Below are 25,347 nucleotides of genomic sequence, written 5' to 3'. Positions count from 1 at the left end.
CGATGATGCGGCCGAAGAAGATCAAGAAGCCGAAGCAGGCCAAACTGTCAGGTCCAGGGGGCCGCCGGGTGAGGCCGATGCCGAAGATGTCCGGCAGTTCGCGCCGCACCGCCGTCGAGATCGGCGAACTGGTGCGCCAGCGCGCGCAGGCCGACGCCGCGATCGTTGAGGCCCGCAGGTCCAATGCGCGGCTGCGCGAGGCGATCGACATCCTGCCGCAAGGCATCGTGTTCCTGGACCCCGAAGGCCGCTACACCCTCTGGAACAAGAAATACTCGGAAATCTACAAGCGCAGTTCCGACCTGTTCGAGCAAGGTGCGCGCCTGGAAGACACCATCCGCATAGGCGTCGCGCGCGGCGACTACCCCGAGGCCGCCGGGCGCGAGGAGGAATGGATCGCCGAGCGGCTCGAGAGGATGTATCAGCCGGGCGAACGGCACGAGCAGGTGCTGGCCGATGGCCGCGTGGTGCTGATCGAGGAGCGGCTCACCTCGGATGGCGGCATCGTCGGCTTGCGCGTCGACATCACCGAACTGAAGCAGCGCGAGGCGTCGTTCCGCCTGCTGTTCGACGGCAACCCGGTGCCGATGATCCTGTGCGCGCTCAACGGAGAGAAGATTTTGGCGGTCAACGACGCCGCGATCGCGCACTATGGTTATGTGCGTGCCGAATTCGAGAGGATGACGATCAAGAGCCTGCAGGCGTTCGATGCCGAGCTGCCCTGGGCCGCCGGCCGCAGCAGCGACGAGCAGGCGGCGCGGACCTGGAAGCATGTGCGCGCGGACGGCACGCTGATCGACCTTGCGATCTATTCGCGCCAGCTGATGCATGGCGACCAGCCGGCGATGCTGCTCGCGCTGATGGACATCACCGAACGCAAGCGCGCCGAGGCGCGGCTCGCCTTCATGGCCCAGCACGACAGCCTGACCGGCCTGCCGAATCGCAATCTGCTGCGCCAGCAGATGGAAGACATGCTGCAGCACACCCGCCGCTCGACCGACAAGGTCGCGGTGCTGATGCTCGGGCTCGACAATTTCAAGGCGGTCAACGACACGCTCGGCCACGGCATCGGCGACAAGCTGTTGCGCGGGGTCGCCAAGCGCCTGCGCTCGACGCTGCGCGAGGAAGACGCGCTGGCCCGGCTCAACTCCGACGAGTTCACCATCGTGCAGGGCGGCGTGATGCGGCCCGAGGATGCGGTGCTGCTGGCGCGGCGGATCCTGGATGCGATCGGCGAGCCCTATCTGCTCGATGGCCACTCGGTGGTGGTCGGCGCCAGCATCGGGATCGCGATGTCGCCCGGCGACGGCGAGGATTCCGAGAAGCTCTTGAAGAGCGCCGACATGGCATTGTCGCGCGCCAAGAGCGAATTCCGCGGCACCTTTTCCTTCTTCGAAGCCGAGATGGATGCGCGGGCGCAGAGCCGCCGCAAGATCGAGATCGATCTGCGCGATGCGATCCAGAATGAAGGCCTGCGGCCCTACTACCAGCCGCTGGTCGATCTCACCAGCGGGCGCATCACGGGCTTCGAGGCCTTGGTGCGCTGGCCGCATCCGGAGCGCGGCATGATCTCGCCCGGCGAGTTCATCCCGGTGGCCGAGGAGACCGGCCTGATCAATCCGCTCGGCTCCCTGATGCTGCATCGCGCCTGCATGGACGCAGCGCAATGGCCCGACGACGTCCGCGTCGCGGTCAATCTGTCGCCGCTGCAATTCCGCACCGGCAACCTGCTGGCGTTGATCACCGACGCCTTGCGGCAATCCGGCCTGCCGGCGCGACGGCTCGAGCTCGAGATCACCGAGACGCTGCTGCTCGAGAAGAGCAGCCAGGTGCTCGCGACCCTGCATGCACTGCGCGCGCTCGGGGTGCGGATGTCGATGGACGATTTCGGCACCGGCTATTCGAGCCTGAGCTATCTGCGCAGCTTTCCGTTCGACAAGATCAAGATCGACCAGTCGTTCGTGCGCGACCTCGGCGCGAACCCGGACGCGCAGGCGATCGTGCGTTCGATCGTCAGCCTCGGCGTGGGGCTCGGCGTCACCATCACCGCGGAGGGTGTCGAGACCGAGGCGGAGCTGAGCTGCCTGCGCGCCGAGGGCTGCCACGAGGGCCAGGGTTTTCTGTTCAGCCGCGCGCGGCCGAACGCCGAAGTCATCAGTCTGCTGAAGGCGCAGCGCGTCGCGACGGCGGCGTAGCGAAGCCGCCCGCTCCGTCATTGCGAGGAGCGAAGCGACGAAGCAATCCATCTTCCCGCAATGGCAGCATGGATTGCTTCGCTGCGCTCGCGATGACGGAGGAGAGGATTACACCCGGTCGCTCGGCTTTCGCTTCTTCAGATGATAGGTCAGCGCCAGCGCCACGCAGTGGCGCAGCGCGGGCTCCGGAAGCTTCTCCGCGACATCGAGCAGGATCGCGCGGTTGCCGCTGTAGCTGAGCTCGGGATAGAGCTCGCGGAAGGTCTCGACCAGATTGGTCTGGCAGTGGAAGTAGACCGCGACCTGGTCGGCGGCGGGCTTCACCTGATCGATCCGGACCGTGCTGCCGCTGCCGGTCTCCGGCGTGAGATAGCTCGGCTGCCCCCATTTCAGCGTCTCTTCCAGCGCGCCGACGCCCCTGGTTGCCTTCGCGGTGTCGAAGATCAGTCGCCGCAGCGCCAGCAGCTTGGCCCTGACTGGCGTGGGGTATGCGTCGAACAACGCGCCCGCGGAGGCGGGATTGCCCGGGCGCGGTTTCCTCGTCACACTGGCGCTCGATTTCTTCATCGCCCGGTCATGGTTGTTTGGTGTGCTTGCACAGAAACTAGACCAATCGCCAACGGCGTGAAAGCCAAGGGTTGAACCTTCGCCGCCGCCGTCTCGTCTTAACGGCAGGGGTGCGAGAACGAGATGAGCCCGATGAGCATGAGCAGCACCGTACCACCTGTTGCGGCGGTACCGCCGCTCTATGCGCGGTTCTCCCGCCGCTTTCGCGGCATCTTCATCGATTGGGTCGTCACGCTGGTGGCAATATGCGCTGCCTTGCTCGTGGTGTCCGTGGTCGCGATCGATTCGGTTTCGCGTGCGCTCGGGATCGTGGTGATCGCCGGGCTGCTGCTTTACGAACCGGTCCTGGTGTCATTCACGGGCGGCACCGTCGGGCATCATCTCAGCAATCTGCGCGTCGTCGATGACGCGACCGGCGGCAATGTCGGCTTCCTGAAGGCGTGCGCGCGGCTCCTGATCAAGGGCTTTCTCGGCTGGTACTCATTCGTCGTTATCGCGGCGACGCGCCGCAATCAGGCGATCCACGATCTGGTGACGCGGTCGACGGTGCAGATCCGCGATCCCGCGAAGGCGCGGCCGGGCCAATTCGTCGTCGCGCGGATCGAGGAGACGCGCGCGTCCCTCATGCCGGCGCGCTGGCAGCGCATCTTGATGATCTGCCTGTATCTGCCGCTCATCTTCGTTATCGTCACCTTGCTCGCGGTGATTGCCGACATGCTGTTGCGAGGCTGTGCGTTCAATTCCTGTGCGCCGGCGCACAAGGTCGTCGACCTCCTGCTCAGCGTTGTGCTGCTGCTCGGAATGGCGGGCGTCATCGCGCTGGGCTGGCGGGGCAAGTTGCCCGGCGCGCGGGCCAGCCGCGCCTCACGATGACAGCGCCTTGAAGGTCATATAGAGCGCCATCAGCGACACGAAGAAGATCGTCGCGCTGCGCAGCGTCGCGCGGTCGATGCGGTTGGCGGCGCGGGCGCCGAGATCGGTGCCGGCGAGCAGGCCGACGATTACGCCGGTGAGCACCGGCCATGATGCGAGCGTGCCCTCGCTCCAATAGATCCAGGCCGATGGGATCGTGGTCGGGATCAGCGACATCACGAGGCTTGCCATCTGCGCCTGGTGCTGCGGTACGCCGAGCACGGCGCTCAATCCGACCACGGTCGCCAGTCCGCCGCCGATGCCCAGAAAGCCCGACGACAGGCCGGCCAGCAGACCAACAATGAGCAGTGCCGGCCAGGACACGTCGCGCGTGGCGCCGGCCTCATGCTCCTTCTTGTCGCGCCTGCCGCGCAGGATCAGCATCGCGTCGAGCGCGACGAGGTAGGCCACGTAGGTCCAGCGCAGCGCGGGCTCGGCGACACGGTTGGCGGCAAGCGCACCGGCTGCGCCGCCGGCGACGAAGCCGAAGGTCAGCAGCACGATCCAGCGCAGCGGCGTCCGATTGCCGCTCTGCCAATAGCGCCGGATTCCGGTAAGGCTGGTCGGCGGCACCTGCGCGACCAGCGAGATGCCCTGCGCGACGTGCTGGCCGGCGCCGAGCAGCAGCACCGAGAATACCACCAGCCCGCCGCCGGGGCTGACGCCGAGCAGGCCTGCGCTCAGACCGCCGGCGAGGCCGGTGACGATGCCGAGGAGGAGATCGTGGATCATCGTCGCATCTCCCGTCAGCGCCTTGCGGCTAGGCCGGCGAGGAAGATGTCGAAAGCCTGCATCGCTTCCGCCGTCGAGACGGTCTCGCCCCACAGCCGTTGCAGCACGATGCCCTGGAACATCGCGACCATCGCCCGCGCCGCGCCGCGCGGCTGCACGTTGCGGTCGATTGCACCGCTCTTTTGGCCGCGCCGCAGCAGTTCCACGATCAAGGCGATCGGCTGGCGGATTCCGCTGGTCACCTGTTCGCGAACAACGTCGTCGCGCAGTGCTTCAGCCCAGAGCTGCAATGCGACGCGGCGGGTGCGCAGTCCTTCTTCCTTTTGCAGGTCGCCGAGAAAGCCGCGGGCGATAGACCGCAGGCTCTGCAAAGGGTCGTCCGACGGACCCTTGAGCGCCAGCAGTGCGTTGTCGCGGCCATGGCGGCTCTCGCCGATCGCCTGGATCAGCTCCTCCTTGTTGGTGAAATGCCCGTAGATGCAGCCGGCGCTGAGCCCCGACTGCTTGATCACGTCCTGGATCGTGGCCTGGTGAAATCCCTGGCGCGCAAAGCAGATTTCCGCGGCCTGCAGGATCTCCTCGCGGCGGATCGCCAGGGTCTCGGGCTTCACCTTCGGCATTGTCGATCCTTGTTCGTGGCGCAGGGGCCAGCTTGACGATCGCCTGTGCTCATTATAAAGAACGAATATTCGTTTTGTAAAGAGAGGAGCAGCCGGCATGATCGGCTTTGCAAAGCTTTTGTGGCATCCGGGGGCCGGCGAGATCGCCCATGTCGAGCTGCCGTCGATCGGCGCGCGGATCGGCTTCCTGCTCGCGTCGTTCGCGATAGTGCTACTGTTCGAGGCCGCGTTTCCACTGTTCAGCTACAGCCGAAGCGACCGGATGCGCAATATCGGCCGCAACGCCACGATCACCGTGATCTTTGTCGGTGTGAATCTGCTGCTCAGCCCGCTGTCGCCATTGGCCGCGCAATGGACGCTGGATGCGAAATTCGGCCTGTCCTGGTGGCTCGGCCTGTCACCCCTGAGCCAGCTCTTGCTCGGCATCATCGGACTCGATCTGTTCGCCTATTTCGCCCACGTCTCTATGCACAAGCTCGGCTGGATGTGGCGTTTCCACCGCATGCATCACGCCGATCGCTTCGTCGACGTCACCACGGCCTTCCGCGAGCATCCCGGCGAGACGCTGTGGCGGATCAGCTGGCACATCGCCGGTGTCCTGGTGCTCGGAACGCCGGCCTGGGTGCTGGTCACCTATCTGACCTTGTCCGCGTTGAACGCCCAGTTCGAGCACGCCAACATCCGCTTGCCGGAACGGCTCGACCGCTGGCTGCGGCTCCTCTTCGTGACCCCGAACATGCACAAGATGCATCATTCCCGTCACCAGCCGGAGACCGACAGCAATTATTCCAATTTGCTCTCGATCTGGGACCGGCTTGGCGGCACCTACAATCACGGCCCGCGCTTCGCGGAGCTGCGCTACGGCCTCGACGGCTTTGACGCTGCCGAGAAGCAATCGCTGCGCGGGCTGTTGAAGATGCCCTTCATGGGCAGCTGGGGACGGTCCGAGCCGGGGCCGGACGACAAGCCGGATCGATCCGCGCCTCCGCCCGTATTACCCTGGCCATGAGTCGAGCCTTGCGCTGCCGGCCAGAGCGCTTTTCTAGGCCGCGTTGCGCAGGCCGGCGAGGAAGGTGTCGACGCTGTGCGACAGCGCGGAGGCGTGATCGCCGAGCTGGCCGGACGTATCCAGCACATTGCCGGTGAGGGCGCGGGACTGGCCGGCGGCCTCGCTCGCGCCCGCGATATTGGCGGAGACCTCGACCGTCCCGGAGGACGCCTGCTGCACGCTGCGGGCGATCTCGCGCGTCGCCGAGTCCTGCTGCTCGACGGCGGCCGCGATCGCGGTCGCGATACCCGAGATCTCGCGGATGGTGCCGCTGATGTCGCCGATCGCGCTGACGCAATTGCCGGTGGCGGACTGGATCGCGCCGACCTGGCCGGCGATCTCCTCGGTCGCCTTCGCGGTCTGGCTCGCCAGTCCCTTCACTTCGGCGGCGACCACGGCAAAGCCGCGGCCGGCCTCGCCGGCGCGGGCGGCCTCGATGGTGGCGTTGAGCGCCAGCAGATTGGTCTGGCTGGCGATCGCGCTGATCAGGCGCAGCACGTCGCCGATCTTCTCGGCGGATGCGGCGAGGCTCGTCACCATCTCGGTGGTCTCCATCGCCTTGGCCACGGCATTGTCGGCGACGCGGCTGGAATGGGTGACCTGGCGGCCGATCTCGGTGATCGAGGACGCCAGCTCTTCGGTGGCGGCTGCGACCGCATTGACGCTGGCCGACGCCTCCTCGGACGCGGCGGCGGCCGCCGCGGTCCGTTCGGAGGTGCCGTTGACGCTGGTGGTGATCTCGCCCGCGACGCGCTGCATGGCGCTCGACGATTGCGCGACGGCGGCGACCATGCCCTTGACGTCGGATTCGAAGCGGTCGGCCATCTGCCGCTGCAGCGCCTGCTTGTCGGCCGCAGCCTTCACCTTGTCGGCCTCCTGCGCATCGCGCAGCGAAGAGGTTTCGAGCATGCCGCGGCGGAACACGTCGACGGCCTTGGCCATCGTGCCGAGTTCGTCGCGTCGCTCGCTGCCGGGGATGGTGACGCTGGTGTCGCCGCTGGACAGGCGGTTCATGACCGCGGTGATCGCGGTGAGCGGCCGTGACAGGCCGCGGCCGAGCAGGAACGCGAGCAACACGGCCGCGGCCAGGATCGCGACCGTGCCGAGGATCAGATTGCGCTGCGCGCTCGCCGCGGCGGCCTCATAATCGCTGGTGTCCTTGATGATCTCGAGCACGGCGACCGGCTCGCGGCATAGTTCTTGATCTGCCCGAGATAGAGCTCCACCGCATGGCCATCGAGCTTGGCGTCGCGCAGCAGGGCTGCGCCGTTCATCACGCCCTTAAGCTCGTCCTGGGTCGCGACCACATTGTCGCCGAAGGTCGAGGACAGCCGCTTGAAGGTCTGGCCGTCGAAGGAATGCACGGCGAGGTCGATGCCGAAGCGCTTCTTGGCGCGGTCGACGAACTCCTTGCCGAAGGCGGCGCCGACGTCGACATTGGCCAGCGTCTTGCCGTCATGCATGACCGGGGTCATGCCGAAGATCGAAAGCGCTTCGCGGCCGGGCTCGACGCCGACGATCGGCTTGCCGGCCCTGATCGATTCCACCACCGTCGTGCGCCGCGTGGAGGCGTCGTCGCCGAACAGTTTTGGCGCGTGGACCCGGTAGAAGCTCGTCGCCGGGGCCTGCCAGAACGAGATCAGCGGGATGCCTTGCGCCTTCATCGCGGCCAAGGGCGCGCCGAGCAGCTTTCCGAGGCCGTCGCGGTCGCCTTTGGCGATCGCGTCTTCGACCGGTGGCAGGGCGGCGATCACGGCCGAGACCGCCAGCGCGGCGCGGCCTTCGTATTCGATCGCCGCAATCACGCTGTCATATTGCAGCTTGAGCTGCTGATCGAGCGCGAGCCGCGTCAGCGTGCGCTGCTGGCTGATGCAGAAGCTGCCGAGGATGGCGCAGGCGATTGCAACGGTCAGTGAAATCGCCAGGATCAGGCGGGCGGCAATAGATCGAAGCTTGAACATGGTACCAGCGGAACTCCAGGCATTAGCGCCAGCCGGAAAGTCTCAGAAAAAGCTTAACAACCGGGTGTTGCACCGCCGAAAATTCGTACCGTGACCATTGTCGCCGGTGCCTACTTTCGTACCATGCGGCCAAATCGAGATGAGGTGAGCTGAATCAGTCGGGGCCGCAGACTCGCTTCCCCTCTCCCGCTTGCGGCGGGTGGGGGCTCTCCACGATGGGAATAGCGGCGATACCCCCAAACCCTGCTCTCCCCCGCTTGAGACCCCGCGCCAATCGCCGTAAAGTTGAAGACCTGCAGACCAGCGACAAGTTGCGAGCTCAGCGTCGGGAAACTACTCGCGTCTGAAACAGAGAATGGCTCTTCCGATCGGCCCGTTGAATAGGTGACATCGTCATGAGCATGGGTTTAGACCACAAGCCGCAGGTGCGCCGGACGACGCCGCCGTCGGAAAGTGTCGTTGCGAGCTGGTACGAGAACGCCAGTTTACTCGACAGCTACAGCATCGACTTGGGTGCATCGGAACAGTCGAGCATGCGCGAGCTGGCGACGCGGACGCTCGTCAATCCACCCGCGTGGCAAAAGGCGTTGATCGCGCTGCGCGACGCCATGGTGACGCCCTTCGGCATCAAAACCTCCGACACGGTCAGGACGACCCCGGACAGCCATGAACGGGTGGACTTCTTCCCGGTGCACTGGGAGGGCAAGGACGAAATTGTGCTCGGTACGGATGACCGACACCTGGACTTCCGGCTATCTCTGCTCCGACGCCATTCTCCAACAGGCACGTTGCTCATCGCGACAACCGTTGTGCATACCCACAATGCCCTGGGCTTCACCTATCTCAACGCGATCAGGCCTTTTCATCACCTCGTGGTCAGGGCCAACCTGGCGCGCTGTGCACAAACACAACTGCAGTAGAGCTGCAGAAACCTCGAATACGATAAGACACGGCGGGGCGAACCCGCCGCGCTTTTTCTTACACAGTCCGGCCCTCAGTAAAGCCCTGCCATTACGGGCCACCCGCATGGGACAGAATTCTTGATTTTTGTACGATACCGTCAACCCCCTCATCAGTTTGGCGACGAGCCGCGACACCGGTTTCCAGCACGAAGGCTGCTTCCGTCGCGTATGTGGTGATCCGTCCGGGAAATGACGACCGGCGTTGACGATGCCTAGCTTAGTAGCAGTGGCTCCCCGAAGTGAATCGGACGTCCCTAGATTTGGTCGCGATCGAGGGCTTTTGACCGATAGCGGACGTGACGCAGGATCTGGTCACGTCCGCGCTTGCCTCTCAAGAGACGTGGTCCTGATCAGAGCATCGCTACCTCAGGCGGCCTTTCCACCAGCCATGAGCTCAAGGATCATTTCGAGGCGTCTAACCACGTCGCTGGCCTCCAATATCTTCTGTTTCTTGTCGATATCGATCGATAGCTCTGGCGCGATGGAATCCGCCAACGCGCCAGGGTTGCCGACATGGGCCAGACTAAGCATTCCTTCGGAGTCTCGCAGTGATGAGAAGTCGACGTCGAAGTAGCATTGATATGCTTCGAGAACAGCGCGTGACAGCGCGGTCGCTTCGGGCACATCGACGCGTACTTGCTTAACCGGCGCGATCTCAGCTACGAGAAATTCGTCGCTTATGAAGCGCTTGACGGTCGCGCGTTCAATGCCAGAAACGTGCACCTTGAGTGTCCCATCCACAAGAGTCCAGTGATTGGTGATGTGCGCCGCAACGCCAACTGAATGAAGAGCCTCAAGATTGGGATCATCGTCACTCTCACGTCTCTGGGCGACCACGAACATGAGGCCGTCCCGGTCCAGGGCGTTGTCGACGGCGCGCCGGGTTTTGTGACGTCCCACAAAGATCGGGCAGACCATCTCAGGGAACAATACGATGTCTCGCAAGGGTAAGATCGGGACGGCTGCTTCAAAGAGCGTGGTCGCCGTCACGAGCCTTCTTGATTTGGTGAGAGTTGGCCGGGTCGCCTCTATTTTTGAAGATAGTTCGTTCCAGTCGTGGGAGCCAAGCGCTTTGGCAATTAGCTCAAGGCTCTCACTGTGAGTGATAGAAATCGATTTCGCCTTAAGGGCTTCGCGCAAGGTTTGCGCCATGGGCTTCGCATCGCGAAAATCGCGCATGGATGATCCTCTGCTTGGCGAACGAGAGAAGGATTATCAGGTGCTTGCGTTGCTGACCCGTTCGCTCTGGCAAAGGGTGGCTGAAGCGGTTCGATACATTCACCGTGCCCCGATGGGGCGCAAGCAGCGGGTCGTATCTACCCAAGTGAAATTGTTATCTTCAGCCACGCATTCTGTCAATTCTACCGACGCAGGCCGACCTTACGACCTCTGATTCACTTCCGCTTCTGACCCAAAACCGACATGCCGTGGTCACCCGGCGATATCAGGTTTCAGGAGGACAGACATGGCGGATGTATGAGTGCACGCCCTGGTTCAATCTGACTTCATCACGTTTCAGCGCGTCGTCGGCGGGGCGGAGAGATTGCCCGACAGGATAGCCTTGCCGGCATCCTCATACTGGGTGTCGCGGGCCTGGATCTGCTGCGCGATCGCGTGCATGTCGCGAAACCGGCGCTCGAACGGATTCTTCGCAAACACCGCCGTTGCCCCCGACATGTGATAGGCGATGTCGACCACGGCGGCCGACTGGTGGATGGTCCAGGTCGAGGCGATGCGGATCGCGATGCGATGCGCCTCGCTGATCGGATCGCCGCGGGCGAGATCGCTCCAGACCTCGTTCGCCGTCGCATACAGATAGGCGCGCGCGGCGCGCAGGCTGGCCTCGGTGCGCCCGATCTGGCCCTGCACGGCGTTGTTGTCGCGCATCGCCTTGAGGCCTTGCGGGGTCTTGCCGCGGGCAAGCTCGGTCGCCGCATCCAGCATGGCGCGCGCGACGCCGAGCGCGGTGGCGGCAAAGCCCATGCTGAACACCATGTTGGTGGAGAGCTTGTAGAGCGGGCCGCCCTCGCGGCACGCGCTGGGGTCGTCGCGCAGCGCGGCGAATTTGTCGGGGATGAAGAGATTGTCGACCGAATAGGAATCGGTGCCGGTGCCCTTCAGGCCGATCACGTCCCAGACGTCGTACATCACAGCCTGCGACACCGGAAACAGGATGGTGCGGATCTCCGGCGAGCCGTCGGCCTTCTTGCGCGGCGAGCCGTCGGCCTCGACGACACGGACATGGGCGCCGAGCCAGCTCGCCTGCCGCGAGCCCGAGGCGAAGTCCCAGCGCGCAGTGGCGCGGTAGCCGCCGGGCTCGGCGCGCACCTCATGGGCGATCGCGCCCCAGGCCAGAATGCCGGGTGCGGTGTTGAAGATTTCGTTTGCTGCGTCGGGCTCGAGATAGGCCGCGGTCATGGCGCAGACGCTGCACTGGCCGAGGCACCAAGCGGTCGATGCATCGGCCTTGGCGATCTCCTCCTGCATCTGCATGAACGCGTCCAGCGTCGCCTCGGCGCCGCCGAAACGCTTCGGCAGCAGCGCGCGATAGAGCCCGTTCTCGACGACGGCCGCGGTGACGGCAGGCGTCAGCCGCCGCGTCCGTTCGATTTCGTCGGCTTCGCTCATGATCAGCGGCGCCAGCGCGCGCGCCCGCTCGACAAGGTCTACTCCCTGCGGCTTGTTCATGCGTGTCCTCGGCGCCCCTTCTGACGTTGTTGTTGGGCGGGGCAGGCGATGGTGGCCCATCCGGCAAACGAGGGCAAGGCGGGGCGGCGCCGGCGCAGATCAGCTATCCATCGCGGCCGCGCGATCGATGCATGCATCCGCGCTCAGGCGGCGGCGCGACCGAGATCGAGCGACGGCTGGCGCTTGGTGGAGAAACTCAGCGCCACGGCGACCGCGGCAAGGCCGATCGCGAAGGAACCGGCGTGCAGCCACGTGTAGCCGTGGAACGTGTCGAACACGTAACCGCCGGCCCACGGCCCGAGCGCCATGCCGAGGCTAGCAAAGGCCGACACCGCGCCGAACACCGTGCCCATGATGCGCGCGCCGAAGAACTCGCGCACCAGCACGGCATAGAGCGGCATCACGCCGCCATAGGCGAGGCCGAACACGACAGACAGCGCGTAGAACTCGCCGAGCTGCGCCACTGCAAGATAAGTCGCGATCGACAGCGCCTGCACGAGGAGACCGCCGACCAGCACCGGCTTGGCGCCAAGCCGGTCGGCCAGCACGCCGAGCAGCAGCCGACCGCCGAGCCCGGAGAAGCCGGCGAGGCTGTAGACCGTGACCGCGGTGAGCGGCGCGATGCCGCACACCATCGCGTAGGACACCATGTGGAAGATCGGGCCCGAATGCGCCGCACAGCAGGCGAAATGCGCCAATGCCAGCGTGATGAATTGCGGCGTGCGCAGCGCCTGCGCCACGGTCCATTCCGCTTGCGGCGCATTACCCGCCGTTGGGATCGCAACGTTCGTTCCCTGCGGTGCGGGGCGCACCAGGAACGACGCGGGGATCAGCAGCGCCCAAGCGACGATGCCGATCACGAGCATCGCGAAGCGCCAGTCATAGGCCGTGATCAGCCAGCTGGCGGATGGCGCGACCGTCACCGGTGATACGCCCATCCCTGCCGACACGAGTGCGACGGCGAGGCTGCGATGCTTGTCGATCCAGGCGCTCGCAAGCGCCATCATCGGCGCATAGAAGCTGCCGGCGGCGATCCCGATCAGCACGCCGAAGCAGAGCTGGAATTGCCACAGGGTCTGTGCCTGGCTTGCCGTCACGAGGCCAAGCCCGAGCAGCAGGCTGCCCGCCAGCACCACGATGCGGGTGCCGAAGCGGTCGGACAGCGCGCCCCATGCGAACGCGGCAAAGCCCATGCAGAGGAAATCCAACGTCGCGGCCGCCGAGACGCCGGCGCGCGACCAGCCCATCGCATCCGAGATCGGCTGCAGGAACACCGCGAGCGACAGCATGGTGCCGAAGCCGACGCAGGTCATCAGCGCGCCCGCGCCGACGACGACCCAGCCATAGTCGAACCGAGCGTCCTTGCTCATGCGTTTCCCCGGCGCTGTTGTTTGTTGTGGTGTGCGCAGGGAGGATGGTGGCCTATCCGAGGTCCAGGGGCAATATGACGGGCAACATGCCTCTCATTCCGGGATCAAGCGGATTGTGCGTCGCATGAGCAGGATGTCGCAGCGACGCGCGGCTAGCCGCAGTTCCAGGCGCGGCCGATCGGCGTCCAGCTCCAGCACGGGCCGTAGCTGCCGCCGTTGTAGCGCCCGCCACCATGGAAGCCGGGCCGGCCGAAATAGTGCCAATCGCCGCCATAGTAATATTCCGGCGAAAAGTCCGGATAGCCGCGGGCGGCGCCGCGCGGGCCGAGCACCGGAATGGTCTCGTTGGGCGGCTGGCGGTAGCCGGGCAGGAAGCCATAGCCATGCCAGCGGGTGCTGCCGTGCCGCTTCTTCGAGGAGGCGGCCGCGCTCAGGTCCGGCTGCAGCAAGGCGAGGATGACGATCGAGAGAGACAGGATGCGCAACATGACGGCAGCTTAGTCGGCACGCCGCGTCGTGGCGATTCAAATCATGGTGCGTTTTGTTGCTGGGACAAGAATGAGCAACAGGCGCGCCGGCGTCGGCGCCTCAGCTATCCACCTTGAGCGCGGCGATGAAGGCTTCCTGCGGGATGTCGACCTTGCCGAATTGCCGCATCTTCTTCTTGCCTTCCTTCTGCTTCTCCAGAAGCTTGCGCTTGCGCGTGATGTCGCCGCCGTAGCACTTCGCGGTGACGTCCTTGCGCAGCGCGCGCACGGTTTCGCGCGCGATCACCTTGCCGCCGATCGCCGCCTGGATCGGGATCTGGAACATGTGCGGCGGGATCAGCTCCTTCATCTTCTCGACCATGGCGCGGCCGCGGCCCTCGGCGCGGGTCCGATGCACCAGCATCGACAGCGCGTCGACCGGCTCGGCGTTGACCAGGATCTGCATCTTGACCAGGTCGGCCGGCTTGTAGTCGGTCAGATGATAGTCGAACGAGGCGTAGCCCTTGGAGACCGACTTCAGGCGATCGTAGAAATCGAACACCACCTCGTTGAGCGGCAGATCGTATTTCACCATCGCGCGGGAGCCCACGTAAGTGAGCTCCTTCTGCGCGCCGCGGCGGTCCTGGCACAACTTCAGCACGCTGCCGAGATATTCGTCCGGGGTGAGGATGGTGGCCTCGATCCACGGCTCCTCGATCTCGGCGATCTTGACCACGTCGGGCATGTCGACCGGGTTGTGGATCTCGAGCTCGGTGCCGTCGGTCAGCTTCATCTTGTAGATGACGCTCGGCGCGGTCGCGATCAAATTGAGATCGAACTCGCGCGACAGCCGCTCCTGGATGATCTCCAGATGCAGCAGCCCGAGGAAGCCGCAGCGGAAGCCGAAGCCGAGCGCGGCGGAGGTTTCCATCTCGAAGGAGAAGCTGGCGTCGTTCAAGCGCAGCTTGCCCATCGCCGCGCGCAGCGTCTCGAAATCGTCGGCGTCGACCGGGAACAGGCCGCAGAACACCACCGGGATCGCCGGCTTGAAGCCCGGCAGCATTTCCGTGACCGGCTTCTTGTCGTCGGTGATGGTGTCGCCGACGCGCGTGTCGGCGACTTCCTTGATCGCCGCGGTGATGAAGCCGATCTCGCCGGGGCCGAGCTCATCGACCTGCTGCATCTTCGGCGTGAAGAAGCCGACGCGCTCGATGTCGTAAGCGGCGCCGGTGCCCATCATGCGGATGCGGCTGCCCTTCTTCATCACGCCGTCGACGACGCGGATCAGCACGACCACGCCGAGATAGACGTCGTACCAGCTGTCGACCAGCAGCGCCTTCAAGGTCGCGTCGCGGTCGCCCTTCGGCGGCGGCAGGCGGGTGACGACGGCTTCCAGCACGTCGGGCACGCCGAGGCCGGTCTTGGCCGAGATCATCACGGCGTCGGAGGCGTCGATGCCGATCACGTCCTCGATCTGCTGCTTGACCTTCTCGGGCTCGGCCGCGGGCAGGTCGACCTTGTTCAGGACCGGCACGATCTCGTGACCGGCGTCGAGCGCATGGTAGACGTTGGCGAGCGTCTGCGCCTCGACGCCCTGGCTGGCGTCGACCACGAGCAGGGAACCCTCGCAGGCCGCCAGCGACCGCGAGACCTCGTAGGCGAAGTCGACGTGGCCGGGCGTGTCCATCAAATTGAAGATGTAATCCTTGCCGTCCTTGGCGCGGTAGTTCAGCCGGACGGTCTGCGCCTTGATGGTGATGCCGCGCTCGCGCTCGATATCCATCGAATCGAGCACCTGCTCCTTGCCCGCCATTTCGCGATCCGTCAGGCCGCCCGTCATCTGGATCAGGCGGTCGGCAAGGGTCGATTTGCCATGGTCGATATGGGCGACGATGGAGAAGTTGCGGATGTTCGAAATCGGGGCAGTTGTCATGGGGCGCGGGATAGCATCCGCACCCCCGCACGGGCAACCATATTGCGGTATTTTGCAGGGATGTGACGGCGAATCACGGCCGTGTTTCAGTCAGATCTGCCGTGTTCGATTTTCGGGCATGTTTCTGCTAGGTCTTTCGGCCCAAAACCCTCGCTTCTCCTGGCATGCGCCGAACAGCTGGAATCCGAGGATGAACGCGATCGAAGAGGCCAATGTTGCGCGGTTCGATCAGGCCGGGAAACGCCGAACGGCTGTGCGCTGGGTGGCGTGCGCCGATGTCTTGCTCGCACTGACGCTCTTGCTCGCACTGATGCCGCCACCTGCGCATGCCCAAGACAGACGCGAACTGCTCGACCGCCTGGTGCGCGCCTATCCGGACGCGCTGTCCGCCCATGACGACACCACGATCACCTGGCGCGACGGCACGGTGATGCCGGTCGACGACGGCGTCTCCGGCAAGCCGTTCGATCAGTTGCTGCGCAATGCCTCGATCCTCGACCAGATGCGGCAGCCCTATCCGTCCGGGCCGGCGGCGCCACCGGCCGCGAATGTCGATCCCGGCCGCTTCCGCAACGAGGCCTTCTTCAAGAAGATGTATGGCGACTGCAACACGGCCGAGGTCAGGCGGAACCTGGTGACGATCACCTGGCTGCCGCGGTCCTGGGGCAAGCCGGTTCAGGTCACGCGGGTCAACGGCGTCGCCGAGCGCCTGAAGCAGGTCTCCGCCGAGATCGACGCGCTCGATCCGGCGCTGCGCGCCGCGGCCTTCCCGATCGCGGGTGTGCTATCTTGTCGCGCCGTCGCCGATACCGGGCGGATGAGCATGCATGGCTATGCGGCCGCCATCGACCTCAACCTGAAGGTCTCGGATTACCGGCTTTGGGCGGGCAAGGGCAGCGGGACCATCCCCTATAGAAACCGGATGCCGCGCGAGATCGTCGACATCTTCGAGCGCCACGGCTTCATCTGGGGCGGCAAGTGGTACCACTACGACACCATGCATTTCGAGTACCGGCCGGAGTTTCTCGCAAAGTGAACAGGCCAGCTTGAGGCATTCTCACGCCAAGCTGATTACACTGGCCACAAAAACGCGCTAAAGCGCCATGAAATGCTGGTGAGCAATCACTCATCGCTCCTTCCGCTTCCATTCGGCATGATCCTTCCGGGAAACCGCTTTCCACGTTTCCGGGGCATGCCTCAGGCACAGGCCATGTCGACCGCCACCGCTCTCCCTGCCGCAAGGCGCACCACCCGCAGACTGACGATCCGGCGGATTGCCGCCTGGATTGCCTCGCGCGCCGTCGATCCCAGGACCAGCCTGTGGTTCGTGATCGGCTTCGCATTGGTTCACGCGGTGCTGTGGACGATGATCCTGGTCAAGCTCAAGGCTGCGCAGGACGTCCATATGGATGTCGCAGAGGCCTATGCCTGGGGCCAGCGCTTCCTGCTCGGCTATGGCAAGCATCCGCCGCTGTCGGGCTGGATCGCCGGGGTCTGGTTCAGGATCTTCCCCGTCACCAACTGGTCGACCTACGCGCTCGCGATGGCAACCGTCAGCTTCGCGCTTGTGGTGTGCTGGCTGATCGCACTGCGTGTCGTCGATCGCCGCCGTGCGTTCTTCATGGTGGTGATGCTCGCGCTCTACCCGATCTTCAATTTCAAGGGCTTCAAATACAACGCCGACCTCGCGCAGCTGGTGCCGTTGCCGCTGCTGGTGCTGGCCTATCTGAACGCGTTCGAGAAGCGCAGCTTCAAATCGGGGCTCTGGCTCGGCTTTGCCGGCATGCTGGCGCTGATGACCAAGTACTGGGTGGTGACGATGATCGGCGCCGTCGGGCTTGCCGCGCTGATCCATCCGCAGCGCATGCAATTCCTGCGCTCGCCGGCGCCATGGGTTGCGATCGGCACGATGATCGTGACGATGATTCCGCATCTGGTGTGGCTGGAGGAGGTGAACTTCGTGCCGTTCACCTATGCCGGCGACGTCTACGCGCTGTCGAGCCGCGAGCTCAACGTCCAGCTCGTGATCGGCTACATCGTGCACAATCTCGGGCTGCTCGCGATTCCGACCGTGCTGGGCCTGGTGGCGCTGCTGCTGGGGTCGGTCCCATGGCGGCCGTCGGACGTGCTGGCGCGGATCTGGTCGCGCGGTCCCAATCCGGCCGTCAACCTTCCGCAGGCGCTCAACGTCTGGATCATCCAGCTGATCGTCGCGATCGGGCCGCCGCTCGGCGCGCTGGCGTTCACCGTCTATATCAAGACCGATTGGGGCATCCCGCTGTTCTTCCTGGTGCCGCTTGCGCTGGTTGCGATCCCCTCGCTGCGTTTCCCGCGCATGGCGCTGTTCTCGATCACGGCGGTGTGGTTGGTGGCCACCATCGCGACGCTGATCGCCGCGCCCAGCATCGCGACGCAGGAGATCGCGTCCAACCGTGTCGGCGGTTCGACCTACGCCGCGCGCTCCGAATTGGCGCGCGAGCTGACCCAGACCTGGCAGGACCGATTCCATTCGCGCTGGGCGGTGGTGGTCGCACGTTCCGACATCGGCGAGCCGATGACGTTCTACAGTCCGGATCATCCGGCCTCGCTGGTGCCGGGTGAAGCGTGGTCGTCGGGGCTGACGTCGCTCGACGAAGCCAAGCGTCTCGGCTTCATCGGCGTCTGCGACACCACCGATCCGGTGTTCCTGCAGCCATGCGAGGCGTGGATGGCCGAGCATGCCAAGAATGCCGAGCCGATGGTGATGAACACCATGCGCTTCTTCAACGGCCATCCCGGTCCGTCGACGATGTGGAAGGTCTATCTGGTGCCGCCGGCGAAGTAGTTATTTCCCGGCGTCAGTGACGTTTTCCGTCATCCTTGTAAGTCTCGAATCGCCGGATCGGATAGAGTGCCCGGTGCGGTAGCGGACGGGAGACCGCTTCATCCCAGGGCTTTGAAGCCCGTGCCTCAGCGCGGCGCCCCGTCCGTTGTTCCATTGAACCCGAACAGTCGCGAGGGCCGCCTGGCGAGCCCGGTTGCGCAAGGAGGGGTGCAGATGGACGCGATCTACGTTGGCATTGATGTGTCGAAGGACCGGCTGGACGTACATGTGCGTCCGAGCGGGGAAGCCTTTGCCGTGGCGCGTGACGGCAAAGGCTTGGAAGAGCTCGTTGCGCGCTTGCAGGTGATCTCGCCGGCGCTGATTGCGGTGGAGGCAACCGGCGGCTTCGAGACCATCGTCGCTGCTGCGCTGGCCGGCGCTCAGCTGCCGCTGGTGGTGGTCAATCCGGCCCAGATCCGGCACTTCGCGCAGGCGGTTGGTCAGCGTGCCAAGACGGACCCGATCGATGCGGCAGTGATCGCGCGGTTTGTCGAGGCCGTAAAGCCGGAGCCACGTGCCATGCCGGATCAGGAAGCCCGGCTGCTGGCTGAACTGGTCAGTCGCCGACGGCAGATCATCGAGATGATCGTTGCCGAGCGTCAGCGCGAGAAGCGGGCCGAGAATGTCCGCGTCCGCAAGAGCCTTGCCCGCCATATCAAGGTCCTCGAGAAGGAGCTGCCGGAGATCGACAACGACATCGACACGCTGGTGCGCGGCTCGCCAGTCTGGCGCGCTAAGGAGGAACTGCTGGTCAGCTTTCCTGGCGTGAGCAACACCCTCGCGCGGACCTTCCTTGCCGAGGTGCCGGAGCTCGGCGCACTCAATCGGCGCCAGATCGCGAGCCTCGCCGGTCTTGCCCCGTTCACCCGCCAGTCGGGCCGCTGGAAGGGCAAGAGCATGATCGGCGGCGGAAGAGCCAAGCTGCGCGCCGGGCTCTACATGGCCGCTCTGTCGGCCAGCCGATACCATCCGCAGCTCAAGGTCTTCTATCGGCGCCTGGTGACCGCTGGAAAGCCCAAGATGGTCGCCCTCATCGCCGTCGCGCGCAAAGTTCTCACCACCCTCAACGCCATGCTCAGGGACCAAAAACCATGGCAACCCGCTTGACGAAGAACACAGTCGCTGAGGAGCCGCGAAGCGGCGTCTCGAAGGATCGACGGCCACCAGCCGGGCCGTGCATCCTTCGAGACGCGCTACGCGCTCCTCAGGATGACGGGGAGAGTAGCGGCGCGCGAGCGGCGCTTACGTGCCTTCTTCGTTGAACTTGCTGGCGACGAGCTCGGCGATGGCGTCGAGCGCCTGCTGCGCCTCGTCGCCTTTCGCGGAGACAACGACCGTGGTGCCAGGCCCTGCGGCCAGCATCATCAGGCCCATGATCGAGGTGCCGCCGACGGTTTCGCCGCCGCGCGTCACCCAGATCTCGGCGTTGAAGCGCTCGACCAGCTGGACGAACTTGGCCGATGCCCGCGCATGCAGGCCGCGCTTGTTGACGATCAGGAGTTCGCGCGAAATGGCGCCCGCCGGCACGCCCGGGCCGACATGATTTTCGCCCGGGGCCGCGCCGCTCATTTGCCTGCGAGAACGCGGCTGGCGATGGTGACGTATTTGCGGCCGGCTTCCTGCGCCATCGCGATCGCGTCGGGCAGCGAACGCTCTTCGCGAACCTTGGCGAGCTTGACCAGCATGGGAAGATTGATGCCCGCGAGCACTTCCACCTTCGGGCGGCTCATGCAGGAGATCGCAAGGTTCGACGGCGTGCCGCCGAACATGTCGGTGAGGATCGCAACGCCGTCGCCGCTATCGACGCGGTTCACCGCCTCGATGATGTCGCTTCGACAGAGATCGGAATCGTCCTCGGCCCCGATCGTAATTGCTTCAATTTGTTTCTGCGGACCCATGACGTGTTCGAGCGCGGCTCGGAACTCGTCGGCAAGGCGCCCATGGGTCACCAGCACTAGACCAATCATCGGAAACTCCTCGCGGGCGCCCTTTGGTGCACCGCACGAACGCGCCACTTTGACCATCCAGAGGCCCTGCGCAAGAGGGCATCTTGGCTAGTCTCCCGGTTCCTGGCGGTAGAGAGGGGAGGCTGCGCCGGCAAAATCCGACGCGATAGTGGATGTGATATGGTTACCAATTCCCTTCTCACAATTGGCCGCAAGATTACGGGAGGATGAACTTTCAGGTTGTCGTCAGCGCAGCGACAACCAGCGGCAGGGGTTGGAAGCCGGCCGGCACGGGAATTCGCGGTATTGAAACACCATTAAGGCTGATCTTGAGCGCCTCGGGCGGCGGCAGCCGCTCGGCGTCGTCGGCGGCGAGGTCGACGATCAAGCCGACCACGGCCTCGCCTGCGAACGGACAATGGCGGATTCCGAGGCCTCGGATCTCGATCAGACCGGCCAATTGCTGTGCCGGGCGAACCAACAATTGTTCGCCGGCTGTGTCGAGATGGACACGGTCATCGCCCACCAAAATGGCCGGCGGAAGCGCTCCGGTGCGTCCGGCGAGAATCAGATCGAAGGCCAGGCGCGACTTGCCCGCGCCCGACGGACCGCGGATCAGCACCGCACGCTCGCCGACCAGAACGGCGGATGCGTGCACGCTTGAATTGTCGCTCATAGTGTCGGCAGCCTGACCACGAAACGAGCGCCGGCGACGGTGGGCTTGCCGTCTTCGTCCGCCGGGCCCGTGCGGTTCTCGGCCCAGATGCGTCCGCCATGCGCTTCGATGATCTGCTTGGAGATCGACAGCCCAAGGCCGGAGTTCTGGCCAAAACCCTGGTGCGGCCGGTCGGTGTAGAAGCGCTCGAAGATCCGCTCCAGCGCATCCTCGCCGATGCCGGGCCCGTCATCGTCGACCACGATCTCGATCTCGCTGCGGGTGCGGCGGCAGACGATGCGCACCTTGTCGCCCGGCTTGGAGAACGATTGCGCGTTCGAGAGCAGGTTCGAGATCACCTGGCCGAGCCGGGAATCATGGCCGGGCACCGAGAGCGTGTCGGTCGGTCCGCGGCCCTCGAAGCGGGCTTCGACGGCGACGTCGTGGCCGAGCCGGGTCTCGTTGGCGACGCTGGTCAACGTGGTCAGCAGCCGGCGCAGATCGACGGGCGCCATATCCTGGCGCTGCAATTCGGCGTCGAGCCGGCTCGCGTCTGAAATGTCGGAGATCAGGCGGTCGAGCCGCCTGACGTCATGCTCGATCACGGCGAGCAGCCGCGCGCGGCTGTTCTCGTTGCGCGCCAAAGGCAGCGTCTCGACCGCCGAGCGCAGCGAGGTCAGCGGGTTCTTCAGCTCATGGGCGACATCGGCGGCGAACATCTCGATTGCCTCGATGCGGCTGTAGAGCGCGTTGGTCATGTCGCGCAGCGCGCCCGAGAGATGCCCGATCTCGTCGCGGCGTCCGGTGAAGTCGGGAATCTCGACGCGGGTCTGGATGCGGTTGCGGACGCGCTCGGCGCTTTCGGCGAGCCGCCGCACCGGGCCCGCGATCGTGCTCGCCAGCAGCAGCGACAGCATGATCATGACGGTGGATGCGACTCCGCCGATCTTGAGGATGGCGAGGCGCTCCGACATCACCAGCTGGTCGATGTCGTCGCCCTGGGTGGTCAGCATCAATGCGCCGCGCACGGCGCGGAAATGCTGCACTGGAACGGCAACCGAGACGATGATCGCGCCGCGATCGGTGACGCGCACCGCGCTGCCCTTCATGCCTTCGAGCGATTGCGCGACTTCGGAATAGCCCTTGCCGCCTTCGGGGCCGAGCTCGCGGTAGATCGGCAGGTCGCCGCGGTTGAGCCAGGTCTTGATCGTGGCCTTGGTCTTCTCATACAGCGACGGCTTCTCCGACGGCGGCGGCAGCTCCATGCGCAGCACGTCGCCGCGCGCGAACAGGTTGCGGCTGTCGAGGATCAGGCCGCCGTCGCGGTCGAAGATTCGGGCCCGCGTCTTGGTCGGCGCGATCAGGCGGCGCAGCGTCGGCGCGACGCGCTCGGGATTGATCGGGAAATCCGCCGATTCATCGGGCTGGCCAAAACTCTCGCCGGGCTTGAGGTCGAGCAGCCGGTCGGGATCGATGGTGACGGTGTTACCTTCGACGGTCGCAGACGCCGCGATCGCCTCCGAAATGATCTCGGCATAGACCAGAAGGCTCTGTGTGCGCGCCTCGATCAGGCCGGCGCGGAATTGCGAGAGATAAAGGATGCTGGCGACCAGCGCGACGAGGCCGGCAAGGTTGAGCGAGACGATGCGGCGCGTCAGGCTCGAGAACGACAGCGCGAAGAAGAACTGACCGGCGCGGCGCACCCAGCCGAGCGGACGGCGCCAGCCTTTGTCCCGCACCAGATCGTCGGCCACGGCCTCTTGATCGAGGAGCTGTGAGGCGTCCTCGGGGTTCAGTCCCTGCTCGAGCTGCGTTCGATCAAGCACTGGCAAAGCTGCCGGTTGGTATGGATGTCGTCCCGCGAAGCAGGTCCTCGCCCGAGCTTACCCCAGCCGTGCGGAGCCTGTCAGTTAACAAGCCGCTCCCGAAGCGCAGATCAGGCTTCCTTGAAGCGATAGCCGACGCCGTACAGCGTCTCGATCATCTCGAAATCGTCGTCGACCACCTTGAACTTCTTGCGCAGCCGCTTGATGTGGCTGTCGATGGTGCGGTCGTCGACATAGACTTGGTCGTCATAGGCCGCGTCCATCAGCGCGTTGCGGCTCTTCACGACGCCGGGGCGGGTGGCGAGCGCCTGCAGGATCAGGAATTCGGTCACGGTGAGCGTCACTGGCTCGTTCTTCCAGGTGCAGGTGTGGCGCTCCGGATCCATCCGCAGCAGGCCGCGGTCGAGCGCGCGGGCGTCCGGCTCCTTCGGCGCCGCGGTCGGATCCTTCGGCTGGCCGCGGCGCAGCACCGCCTTGACGCGTTCGACCAAGAGGCGCTGGGAGAACGGCTTCCGGATGAAGTCGTCGGCGCCCATCTTCAGGCCGAACAATTCGTCGATCTCTTCATCCTTCGAGGTGAGGAAGATCACCGGCAGGTCGGATTTCTGGCGCAGCCGGCGCAGCGTTTCCATGCCGTCCATGCGCGGCATCTTGATATCCAGGATCGCGAGATCGGGCGGCGACGTGCGAAACCCATCCAGCGCCGACGCACCGTCCGTGTAGGTCATGATGCGATAGCCTTCGGCTTCGAGCGCGATCGAGACCGACGTAAGAATGTTGCGGTCGTCGTCGACCAAGGCGATTGTGGGCATGAGCTGCTTTCACAATTGAGAGTGGTTTAGACGGCGGGCACTCTGGCGACTCGCCGTAGAAAATGGGCTTCGAACGCGGTCAACGAGCAATGCAAGCTGGGCTGAAGTGTGACCGAGTTCCGCAAAACGCTCTGCGACCCACGCGTTGGACCCCCATATAGCACCCTGAGACCGTGAGAAAAGGCTATTTTTTCAACGGGAACCGGCTCGATTCGCCCTCAAAATGACCTGATAGGCCCATGCAACCGACCGCCGACTTTGACCCCGCCGATCTTGCCCGCTCGCTGCTCCGCCGCAGCCGCCAGGGCGCGCTCGCCACGCTGATGGCCGGTACCGGCGATCCCTATTGCTCGCTGGTTAATCTGGCCAGCCACCCCGACGGCTCGCCGATCCTGCTGATTTCCCGGCTGGCGCTGCATACGAAGAACATCCTGGCCGACAGCAGGGTGTCGCTGATGCTGGACGAGCGTGCCGAGGGCGATCCGCTGGAGGGCGCCCGGATCATGCTGGCCGGCCGGGCGGAGGAGGCTGCTGAGGCCGAGCGGGAGCTCGTTCACCGGCGCTACCTTGGCGCTCATCCGTCGGCGGAAGCCTTTGTAGAATTTAAGGATTTCTCGTTTTTCGTGATCCGGCCGAGCAGCGCCCATCTGGTTGCCGGGTTCGGCCGCATTGTCGACCTCAAGCCTGCGCAGTTTCTGACCGACCTCGGTGGCGCCGAAGCGCTGCTGGAGGCCGAGGCGGGCGCGGTGGCGCATATGAACGAGGATCACCGCGAGGCCATGAACCTCTACGCCACGCGGCTGCTTGGCGCGGAAAGTGCCGACTGGCTGTGCACCGGCTGCGACCCCGAGGGCATGGACATGCAGGCCGACCGCAACACGCTGCGGCTTGATTTCCCCGAGCGGGTCAGCAACGGCACCGAGCTGCGCAAGATGCTGGTGCGGCTCGCCGGCGAAGCGCGCGCCAAGGGATAGGCAAGGGATGGCGGAGTACGACCGGCTCGCTTCGAGCAGCGGTGCTGGCGCGACGAGACATGGTGTCGCACGGGGCGGCTCCGCGCGCGCGCAGTTGCCGAGGCCGGGCGTCGCGCCTCTGACAGCGCGATCATTTCGCACCTCCACCCGATATGGTCGCCGATCGGCGCGATGCGCGATGCGCGTTGCGAGAATTTCCGGTGCTGCTGCGCTGGAAAATCGTTCGGATTGCGAAGTTCAACCGCGCTGAATGCACGTCCAACGCGGTGATTGCGTTACCATCGATCGTTGCGGTCAGTGATCTTGTTGCCGCCGAACGCAGTGCGCGTTGCGGAACATTCGTCGTCGCCGGGGATTGAAATGATCCAGCTTGGACGACGGAGCGTTGAGCTCAATCGCATGCAGCTCAATGCCGACCCAGTGGTGCCGTCCGCGTGCAACACGATGGTGGACGACACGCCTGGCACGGCAGCGCAGCGTCAACTCGCGGCGGTTGATCTCAACGACACATCCTCAGCGCGAAACGCATACCGGGCATTCCCCGTGCCTGCTGCGTTGCGCGGCGCGGACATACGCCAATCGCTGGCACTCTTTGTGCATTGCAACGCCTTGCTGGCGGCGGGAACGGCGACGAAACGTCGCCCGATCGCCGCGAAAACAACGGGAAAGCGAAAGCAAAGCGAAAGGGTTTCGCGCTGCGGTATTTGCACCCAACGATGTGCTGGCCTTGGAATAAACCAAAAGCCGTTCGACTGGCTTGGCAAGCCCGGCGATCCCCACTATTAGGTCGCCGGACCGGGGCCGAGAGGCTATATT

24 protein-coding genes and 1 pseudogene are annotated in these 25,347 nt (G+C 65.0%); 11 read left to right on the top strand and 14 right to left on the bottom strand.

The window, feature by feature from the left end; all coding sequences use genetic code 11:
- The first annotated feature begins 5 nt into the window (after nucleotides 1–5).
- Nucleotides 6–2,195, top strand: coding sequence for a putative bifunctional diguanylate cyclase/phosphodiesterase (locus tag ACVIGA_RS17810; RefSeq protein ID WP_456670832.1), 2,190 nt, complete (start codon nucleotides 6–8; stop codon nucleotides 2,193–2,195).
- 108 nt (nucleotides 2,196–2,303) lie between these two features.
- Here ACVIGA_RS17810 and ACVIGA_RS17805 read toward each other — a convergent pair whose 3' ends face one another.
- Complete coding sequence (locus ACVIGA_RS17805; RefSeq protein ID WP_456667366.1) at nucleotides 2,304–2,762, bottom strand: DUF1801 domain-containing protein; 459 nt, start codon at nucleotides 2,760–2,762, stop codon at nucleotides 2,304–2,306.
- Nucleotides 2,763–2,894: 132 nt separating this feature from the next.
- Between ACVIGA_RS17805 and ACVIGA_RS17800 the strand changes: the two genes are divergently transcribed.
- Entirely contained in the window at nucleotides 2,895–3,635 is a 741-nt protein-coding gene (locus tag ACVIGA_RS17800; protein ID WP_456667365.1) for an RDD family protein, read from the top strand.
- Here the strand turns inward: ACVIGA_RS17800 and ACVIGA_RS17795 are convergent.
- A complete protein-coding gene (locus ACVIGA_RS17795; protein ID WP_456667364.1) occupies nucleotides 3,627–4,406 on the bottom strand; it encodes a sulfite exporter TauE/SafE family protein in 780 nt (259 codons plus the stop codon). The two genes, ACVIGA_RS17800 and ACVIGA_RS17795, sit on opposite strands and share 9 nt — an antisense overlap.
- Before the next feature lie 14 nt (nucleotides 4,407–4,420).
- Nucleotides 4,421–5,026, bottom strand: coding sequence for a TetR/AcrR family transcriptional regulator (locus ACVIGA_RS17790; RefSeq protein ID WP_456667363.1), 606 nt, complete (start codon nucleotides 5,024–5,026; stop codon nucleotides 4,421–4,423).
- Nucleotides 5,027–5,123: 97 nt separating this feature from the next.
- Between ACVIGA_RS17790 and ACVIGA_RS17785 the strand changes: the two genes are divergently transcribed.
- Entirely contained in the window at nucleotides 5,124–6,035 is a 912-nt protein-coding gene (locus tag ACVIGA_RS17785) for a sterol desaturase family protein (RefSeq protein WP_456667362.1), read from the top strand.
- Between the two features lie 33 nt (nucleotides 6,036–6,068).
- Here ACVIGA_RS17785 and ACVIGA_RS17780 read toward each other — a convergent pair.
- A pseudogene (locus tag ACVIGA_RS17780) lies at nucleotides 6,069–8,035 on the bottom strand (methyl-accepting chemotaxis protein).
- Nucleotides 8,036–8,430: 395 nt separating this feature from the next.
- Here ACVIGA_RS17780 and ACVIGA_RS17775 point away from each other — a divergent pair.
- Entirely contained in the window at nucleotides 8,431–8,955 is a 525-nt protein-coding gene (locus ACVIGA_RS17775) for a DUF2867 domain-containing protein (protein WP_456667361.1), read from the top strand.
- Between the two features lie 408 nt (nucleotides 8,956–9,363).
- Here the strand turns inward: ACVIGA_RS17775 and ACVIGA_RS17770 are convergent, their stop codons facing one another.
- On the bottom strand, nucleotides 9,364–10,176 hold the full coding sequence (locus ACVIGA_RS17770) for an LON peptidase substrate-binding domain-containing protein (RefSeq protein WP_456667360.1): 813 nt from the start codon (nucleotides 10,174–10,176) through the stop codon (nucleotides 9,364–9,366).
- On the opposite strand from ACVIGA_RS17770, the gene ACVIGA_RS17765 reads away from it, so the two are divergent.
- Complete coding sequence (locus ACVIGA_RS17765; RefSeq protein WP_456667359.1) at nucleotides 10,175–10,390, top strand: hypothetical protein; 216 nt, start codon at nucleotides 10,175–10,177, stop codon at nucleotides 10,388–10,390. The two genes, ACVIGA_RS17770 and ACVIGA_RS17765, sit on opposite strands and share 2 nt — an antisense overlap.
- A gap of 122 nt (nucleotides 10,391–10,512) precedes the next feature.
- Here the strand turns inward: ACVIGA_RS17765 and ACVIGA_RS17760 are convergent, their stop codons facing one another.
- The 4 genes from ACVIGA_RS17760 to lepA form a co-directional block, all read right to left on the bottom strand.
- Nucleotides 10,513–11,685 (bottom strand): acyl-CoA dehydrogenase family protein, encoded by a 1,173-nt coding sequence (locus tag ACVIGA_RS17760; RefSeq protein WP_456667358.1) that lies wholly within the window; start codon nucleotides 11,683–11,685, stop codon nucleotides 10,513–10,515.
- 143 nt (nucleotides 11,686–11,828) lie between these two features.
- A complete protein-coding gene (locus ACVIGA_RS17755) occupies nucleotides 11,829–13,055 on the bottom strand; it encodes an MFS transporter (RefSeq protein ID WP_456667357.1) in 1,227 nt (408 codons plus the stop codon).
- Between the two features lie 152 nt (nucleotides 13,056–13,207).
- Complete coding sequence (locus ACVIGA_RS17750; protein ID WP_223974863.1) at nucleotides 13,208–13,543, bottom strand: hypothetical protein; 336 nt, start codon at nucleotides 13,541–13,543, stop codon at nucleotides 13,208–13,210.
- A 100-nt stretch (nucleotides 13,544–13,643) separates the two neighbouring features.
- The gene (gene lepA, locus ACVIGA_RS17745; RefSeq protein ID WP_223974865.1) at nucleotides 13,644–15,455 is read right to left on the bottom strand and encodes a translation elongation factor 4; all 1,812 of its coding nucleotides are present in this window, start codon (nucleotides 15,453–15,455) and stop codon (nucleotides 13,644–13,646) included.
- Nucleotides 15,456–15,645: 190 nt separating this feature from the next.
- On the opposite strand from lepA, the gene ACVIGA_RS17740 reads away from it, so the two are divergent.
- The 3 genes from ACVIGA_RS17740 to ACVIGA_RS17730 all read left to right on the top strand — a co-directional run bounded on the left by ACVIGA_RS17740 (nucleotide 15,646) and on the right by ACVIGA_RS17730 (nucleotide 19,425).
- Nucleotides 15,646–16,491 carry a M15 family metallopeptidase gene (locus ACVIGA_RS17740; RefSeq protein ID WP_456667356.1) on the top strand — a complete coding sequence of 282 codons (846 nt, stop codon included), beginning with the start codon at nucleotides 15,646–15,648 and terminating at the stop codon, nucleotides 16,489–16,491.
- Nucleotides 16,492–16,665: 174 nt separating this feature from the next.
- On the top strand, nucleotides 16,666–18,279 hold the full coding sequence (locus ACVIGA_RS17735; protein ID WP_456667355.1) for a glycosyltransferase family 39 protein: 1,614 nt from the start codon (nucleotides 16,666–16,668) through the stop codon (nucleotides 18,277–18,279).
- Between the two features lie 213 nt (nucleotides 18,280–18,492).
- On the top strand, nucleotides 18,493–19,425 hold the full coding sequence (locus ACVIGA_RS17730) for an IS110 family RNA-guided transposase (protein ID WP_375777642.1): 933 nt from the start codon (nucleotides 18,493–18,495) through the stop codon (nucleotides 19,423–19,425).
- 135 nt (nucleotides 19,426–19,560) lie between these two features.
- Here ACVIGA_RS17730 and ACVIGA_RS17725 read toward each other — a convergent pair whose 3' ends face one another.
- The 5 genes from ACVIGA_RS17725 to ACVIGA_RS17705 all read right to left on the bottom strand — a co-directional run bounded on the left by ACVIGA_RS17725 (nucleotide 19,561) and on the right by ACVIGA_RS17705 (nucleotide 23,557).
- Nucleotides 19,561–19,887 (bottom strand): HPr family phosphocarrier protein, encoded by a 327-nt coding sequence (locus tag ACVIGA_RS17725; protein ID WP_097676893.1) that lies wholly within the window; start codon nucleotides 19,885–19,887, stop codon nucleotides 19,561–19,563.
- Complete coding sequence (locus ACVIGA_RS17720) at nucleotides 19,884–20,285, bottom strand: PTS sugar transporter subunit IIA (RefSeq protein ID WP_021076632.1); 402 nt, start codon at nucleotides 20,283–20,285, stop codon at nucleotides 19,884–19,886. Before ACVIGA_RS17720 ends, ACVIGA_RS17725 begins: the two co-directional genes overlap by 4 nt.
- Nucleotides 20,286–20,499: 214 nt before the next feature.
- Nucleotides 20,500–20,940, bottom strand: a complete 441-nt coding sequence (locus ACVIGA_RS17715) for an HPr kinase/phosphorylase (RefSeq protein ID WP_456667354.1) — start codon at nucleotides 20,938–20,940, stop codon at nucleotides 20,500–20,502.
- Nucleotides 20,937–22,745 carry a stimulus-sensing domain-containing protein gene (locus tag ACVIGA_RS17710; RefSeq protein ID WP_456667353.1) on the bottom strand — a complete coding sequence of 603 codons (1,809 nt, stop codon included), beginning with the start codon at nucleotides 22,743–22,745 and terminating at the stop codon, nucleotides 20,937–20,939. The genes ACVIGA_RS17715 and ACVIGA_RS17710 overlap by 4 nt, the downstream gene beginning before the upstream one ends.
- A gap of 110 nt (nucleotides 22,746–22,855) precedes the next feature.
- On the bottom strand, nucleotides 22,856–23,557 hold the full coding sequence (locus ACVIGA_RS17705; protein WP_016843287.1) for a response regulator transcription factor: 702 nt from the start codon (nucleotides 23,555–23,557) through the stop codon (nucleotides 22,856–22,858).
- Between the two features lie 239 nt (nucleotides 23,558–23,796).
- Between ACVIGA_RS17705 and ACVIGA_RS17700 the strand changes: the two genes are divergently transcribed.
- The 3 genes from ACVIGA_RS17700 to ACVIGA_RS17690 all read left to right on the top strand — a co-directional run bounded on the left by ACVIGA_RS17700 (nucleotide 23,797) and on the right by ACVIGA_RS17690 (nucleotide 25,317).
- Complete coding sequence (locus tag ACVIGA_RS17700) at nucleotides 23,797–24,531, top strand: HugZ family pyridoxamine 5'-phosphate oxidase (protein WP_456667352.1); 735 nt, start codon at nucleotides 23,797–23,799, stop codon at nucleotides 24,529–24,531.
- A 200-nt stretch (nucleotides 24,532–24,731) separates the two neighbouring features.
- Nucleotides 24,732–24,890: a hypothetical protein gene (locus ACVIGA_RS17695; RefSeq protein WP_223974875.1), complete on the top strand. Its 159-nt coding sequence runs from the start codon at nucleotides 24,732–24,734 to the stop codon at nucleotides 24,888–24,890.
- Between the two features lies 1 nt (nucleotide 24,891).
- Complete coding sequence (locus ACVIGA_RS17690) at nucleotides 24,892–25,317, top strand: hypothetical protein (protein WP_456667351.1); 426 nt, start codon at nucleotides 24,892–24,894, stop codon at nucleotides 25,315–25,317.
- Nucleotides 25,318–25,347: the final 30 nt, after the last annotated feature.

This window comes from Bradyrhizobium sp. USDA 3240 (assembly GCF_054063295.1).
The sequence above is the reverse complement of the archived record's forward strand: the minus strand, read 5'-3'. Positions and strand labels throughout refer to the sequence as shown.

What these genes read in the sequence shown, in the direction of transcription:
- ACVIGA_RS17725 (WP_097676893.1), bottom strand. Translation starts at nt 19,887, where the DNA reads ATGAGCGGCGCGGCCCCGGGCGAAAATCATGTCGGCCCGGGCGTGCCG.
- ACVIGA_RS17795 (WP_456667364.1), bottom strand. Translation starts at nt 4,406, where the DNA reads ATGATCCACGATCTCCTCCTCGGCATCGTCACCGGCCTCGCCGGCGGT.
- lepA (WP_223974865.1), bottom strand. Translation starts at nt 15,455, where the DNA reads ATGACAACTGCCCCGATTTCGAACATCCGCAACTTCTCCATCGTCGCC.
- ACVIGA_RS17730 (WP_375777642.1), top strand. Translation starts at nt 18,493, where the DNA reads ATGGACGCGATCTACGTTGGCATTGATGTGTCGAAGGACCGGCTGGAC.
- ACVIGA_RS17755 (WP_456667357.1), bottom strand. Translation starts at nt 13,055, where the DNA reads ATGAGCAAGGACGCTCGGTTCGACTATGGCTGGGTCGTCGTCGGCGCG.
- ACVIGA_RS17775 (WP_456667361.1), top strand. Translation starts at nt 8,431, where the DNA reads ATGAGCATGGGTTTAGACCACAAGCCGCAGGTGCGCCGGACGACGCCG.
- ACVIGA_RS17805 (WP_456667366.1), bottom strand. Translation starts at nt 2,762, where the DNA reads ATGAAGAAATCGAGCGCCAGTGTGACGAGGAAACCGCGCCCGGGCAAT.
- ACVIGA_RS17735 (WP_456667355.1), top strand. Translation starts at nt 16,666, where the DNA reads ATGTCGACCGCCACCGCTCTCCCTGCCGCAAGGCGCACCACCCGCAGA.
- ACVIGA_RS17790 (WP_456667363.1), bottom strand. Translation starts at nt 5,026, where the DNA reads ATGCCGAAGGTGAAGCCCGAGACCCTGGCGATCCGCCGCGAGGAGATC.
- ACVIGA_RS17720 (WP_021076632.1), bottom strand. Translation starts at nt 20,285, where the DNA reads ATGATTGGTCTAGTGCTGGTGACCCATGGGCGCCTTGCCGACGAGTTC.
- ACVIGA_RS17800 (WP_456667365.1), top strand. Translation starts at nt 2,895, where the DNA reads ATGAGCATGAGCAGCACCGTACCACCTGTTGCGGCGGTACCGCCGCTC.
- ACVIGA_RS17740 (WP_456667356.1), top strand. Translation starts at nt 15,646, where the DNA reads ATGAACGCGATCGAAGAGGCCAATGTTGCGCGGTTCGATCAGGCCGGG.
- ACVIGA_RS17810 (WP_456670832.1), top strand. Translation starts at nt 6, where the DNA reads ATGCGGCCGAAGAAGATCAAGAAGCCGAAGCAGGCCAAACTGTCAGGT.
- ACVIGA_RS17700 (WP_456667352.1), top strand. Translation starts at nt 23,797, where the DNA reads ATGCAACCGACCGCCGACTTTGACCCCGCCGATCTTGCCCGCTCGCTG.
- ACVIGA_RS17785 (WP_456667362.1), top strand. Translation starts at nt 5,124, where the DNA reads ATGATCGGCTTTGCAAAGCTTTTGTGGCATCCGGGGGCCGGCGAGATC.
- ACVIGA_RS17690 (WP_456667351.1), top strand. Translation starts at nt 24,892, where the DNA reads ATGATCCAGCTTGGACGACGGAGCGTTGAGCTCAATCGCATGCAGCTC.
- ACVIGA_RS17770 (WP_456667360.1), bottom strand. Translation starts at nt 10,176, where the DNA reads ATGCGCGATTTTCGCGATGCGAAGCCCATGGCGCAAACCTTGCGCGAA.
- ACVIGA_RS17760 (WP_456667358.1), bottom strand. Translation starts at nt 11,685, where the DNA reads ATGAACAAGCCGCAGGGAGTAGACCTTGTCGAGCGGGCGCGCGCGCTG.
- ACVIGA_RS17765 (WP_456667359.1), top strand. Translation starts at nt 10,175, where the DNA reads ATGGATGATCCTCTGCTTGGCGAACGAGAGAAGGATTATCAGGTGCTT.
- ACVIGA_RS17750 (WP_223974863.1), bottom strand. Translation starts at nt 13,543, where the DNA reads ATGTTGCGCATCCTGTCTCTCTCGATCGTCATCCTCGCCTTGCTGCAG.
- ACVIGA_RS17715 (WP_456667354.1), bottom strand. Translation starts at nt 20,940, where the DNA reads ATGAGCGACAATTCAAGCGTGCACGCATCCGCCGTTCTGGTCGGCGAG.
- ACVIGA_RS17705 (WP_016843287.1), bottom strand. Translation starts at nt 23,557, where the DNA reads ATGCCCACAATCGCCTTGGTCGACGACGACCGCAACATTCTTACGTCG.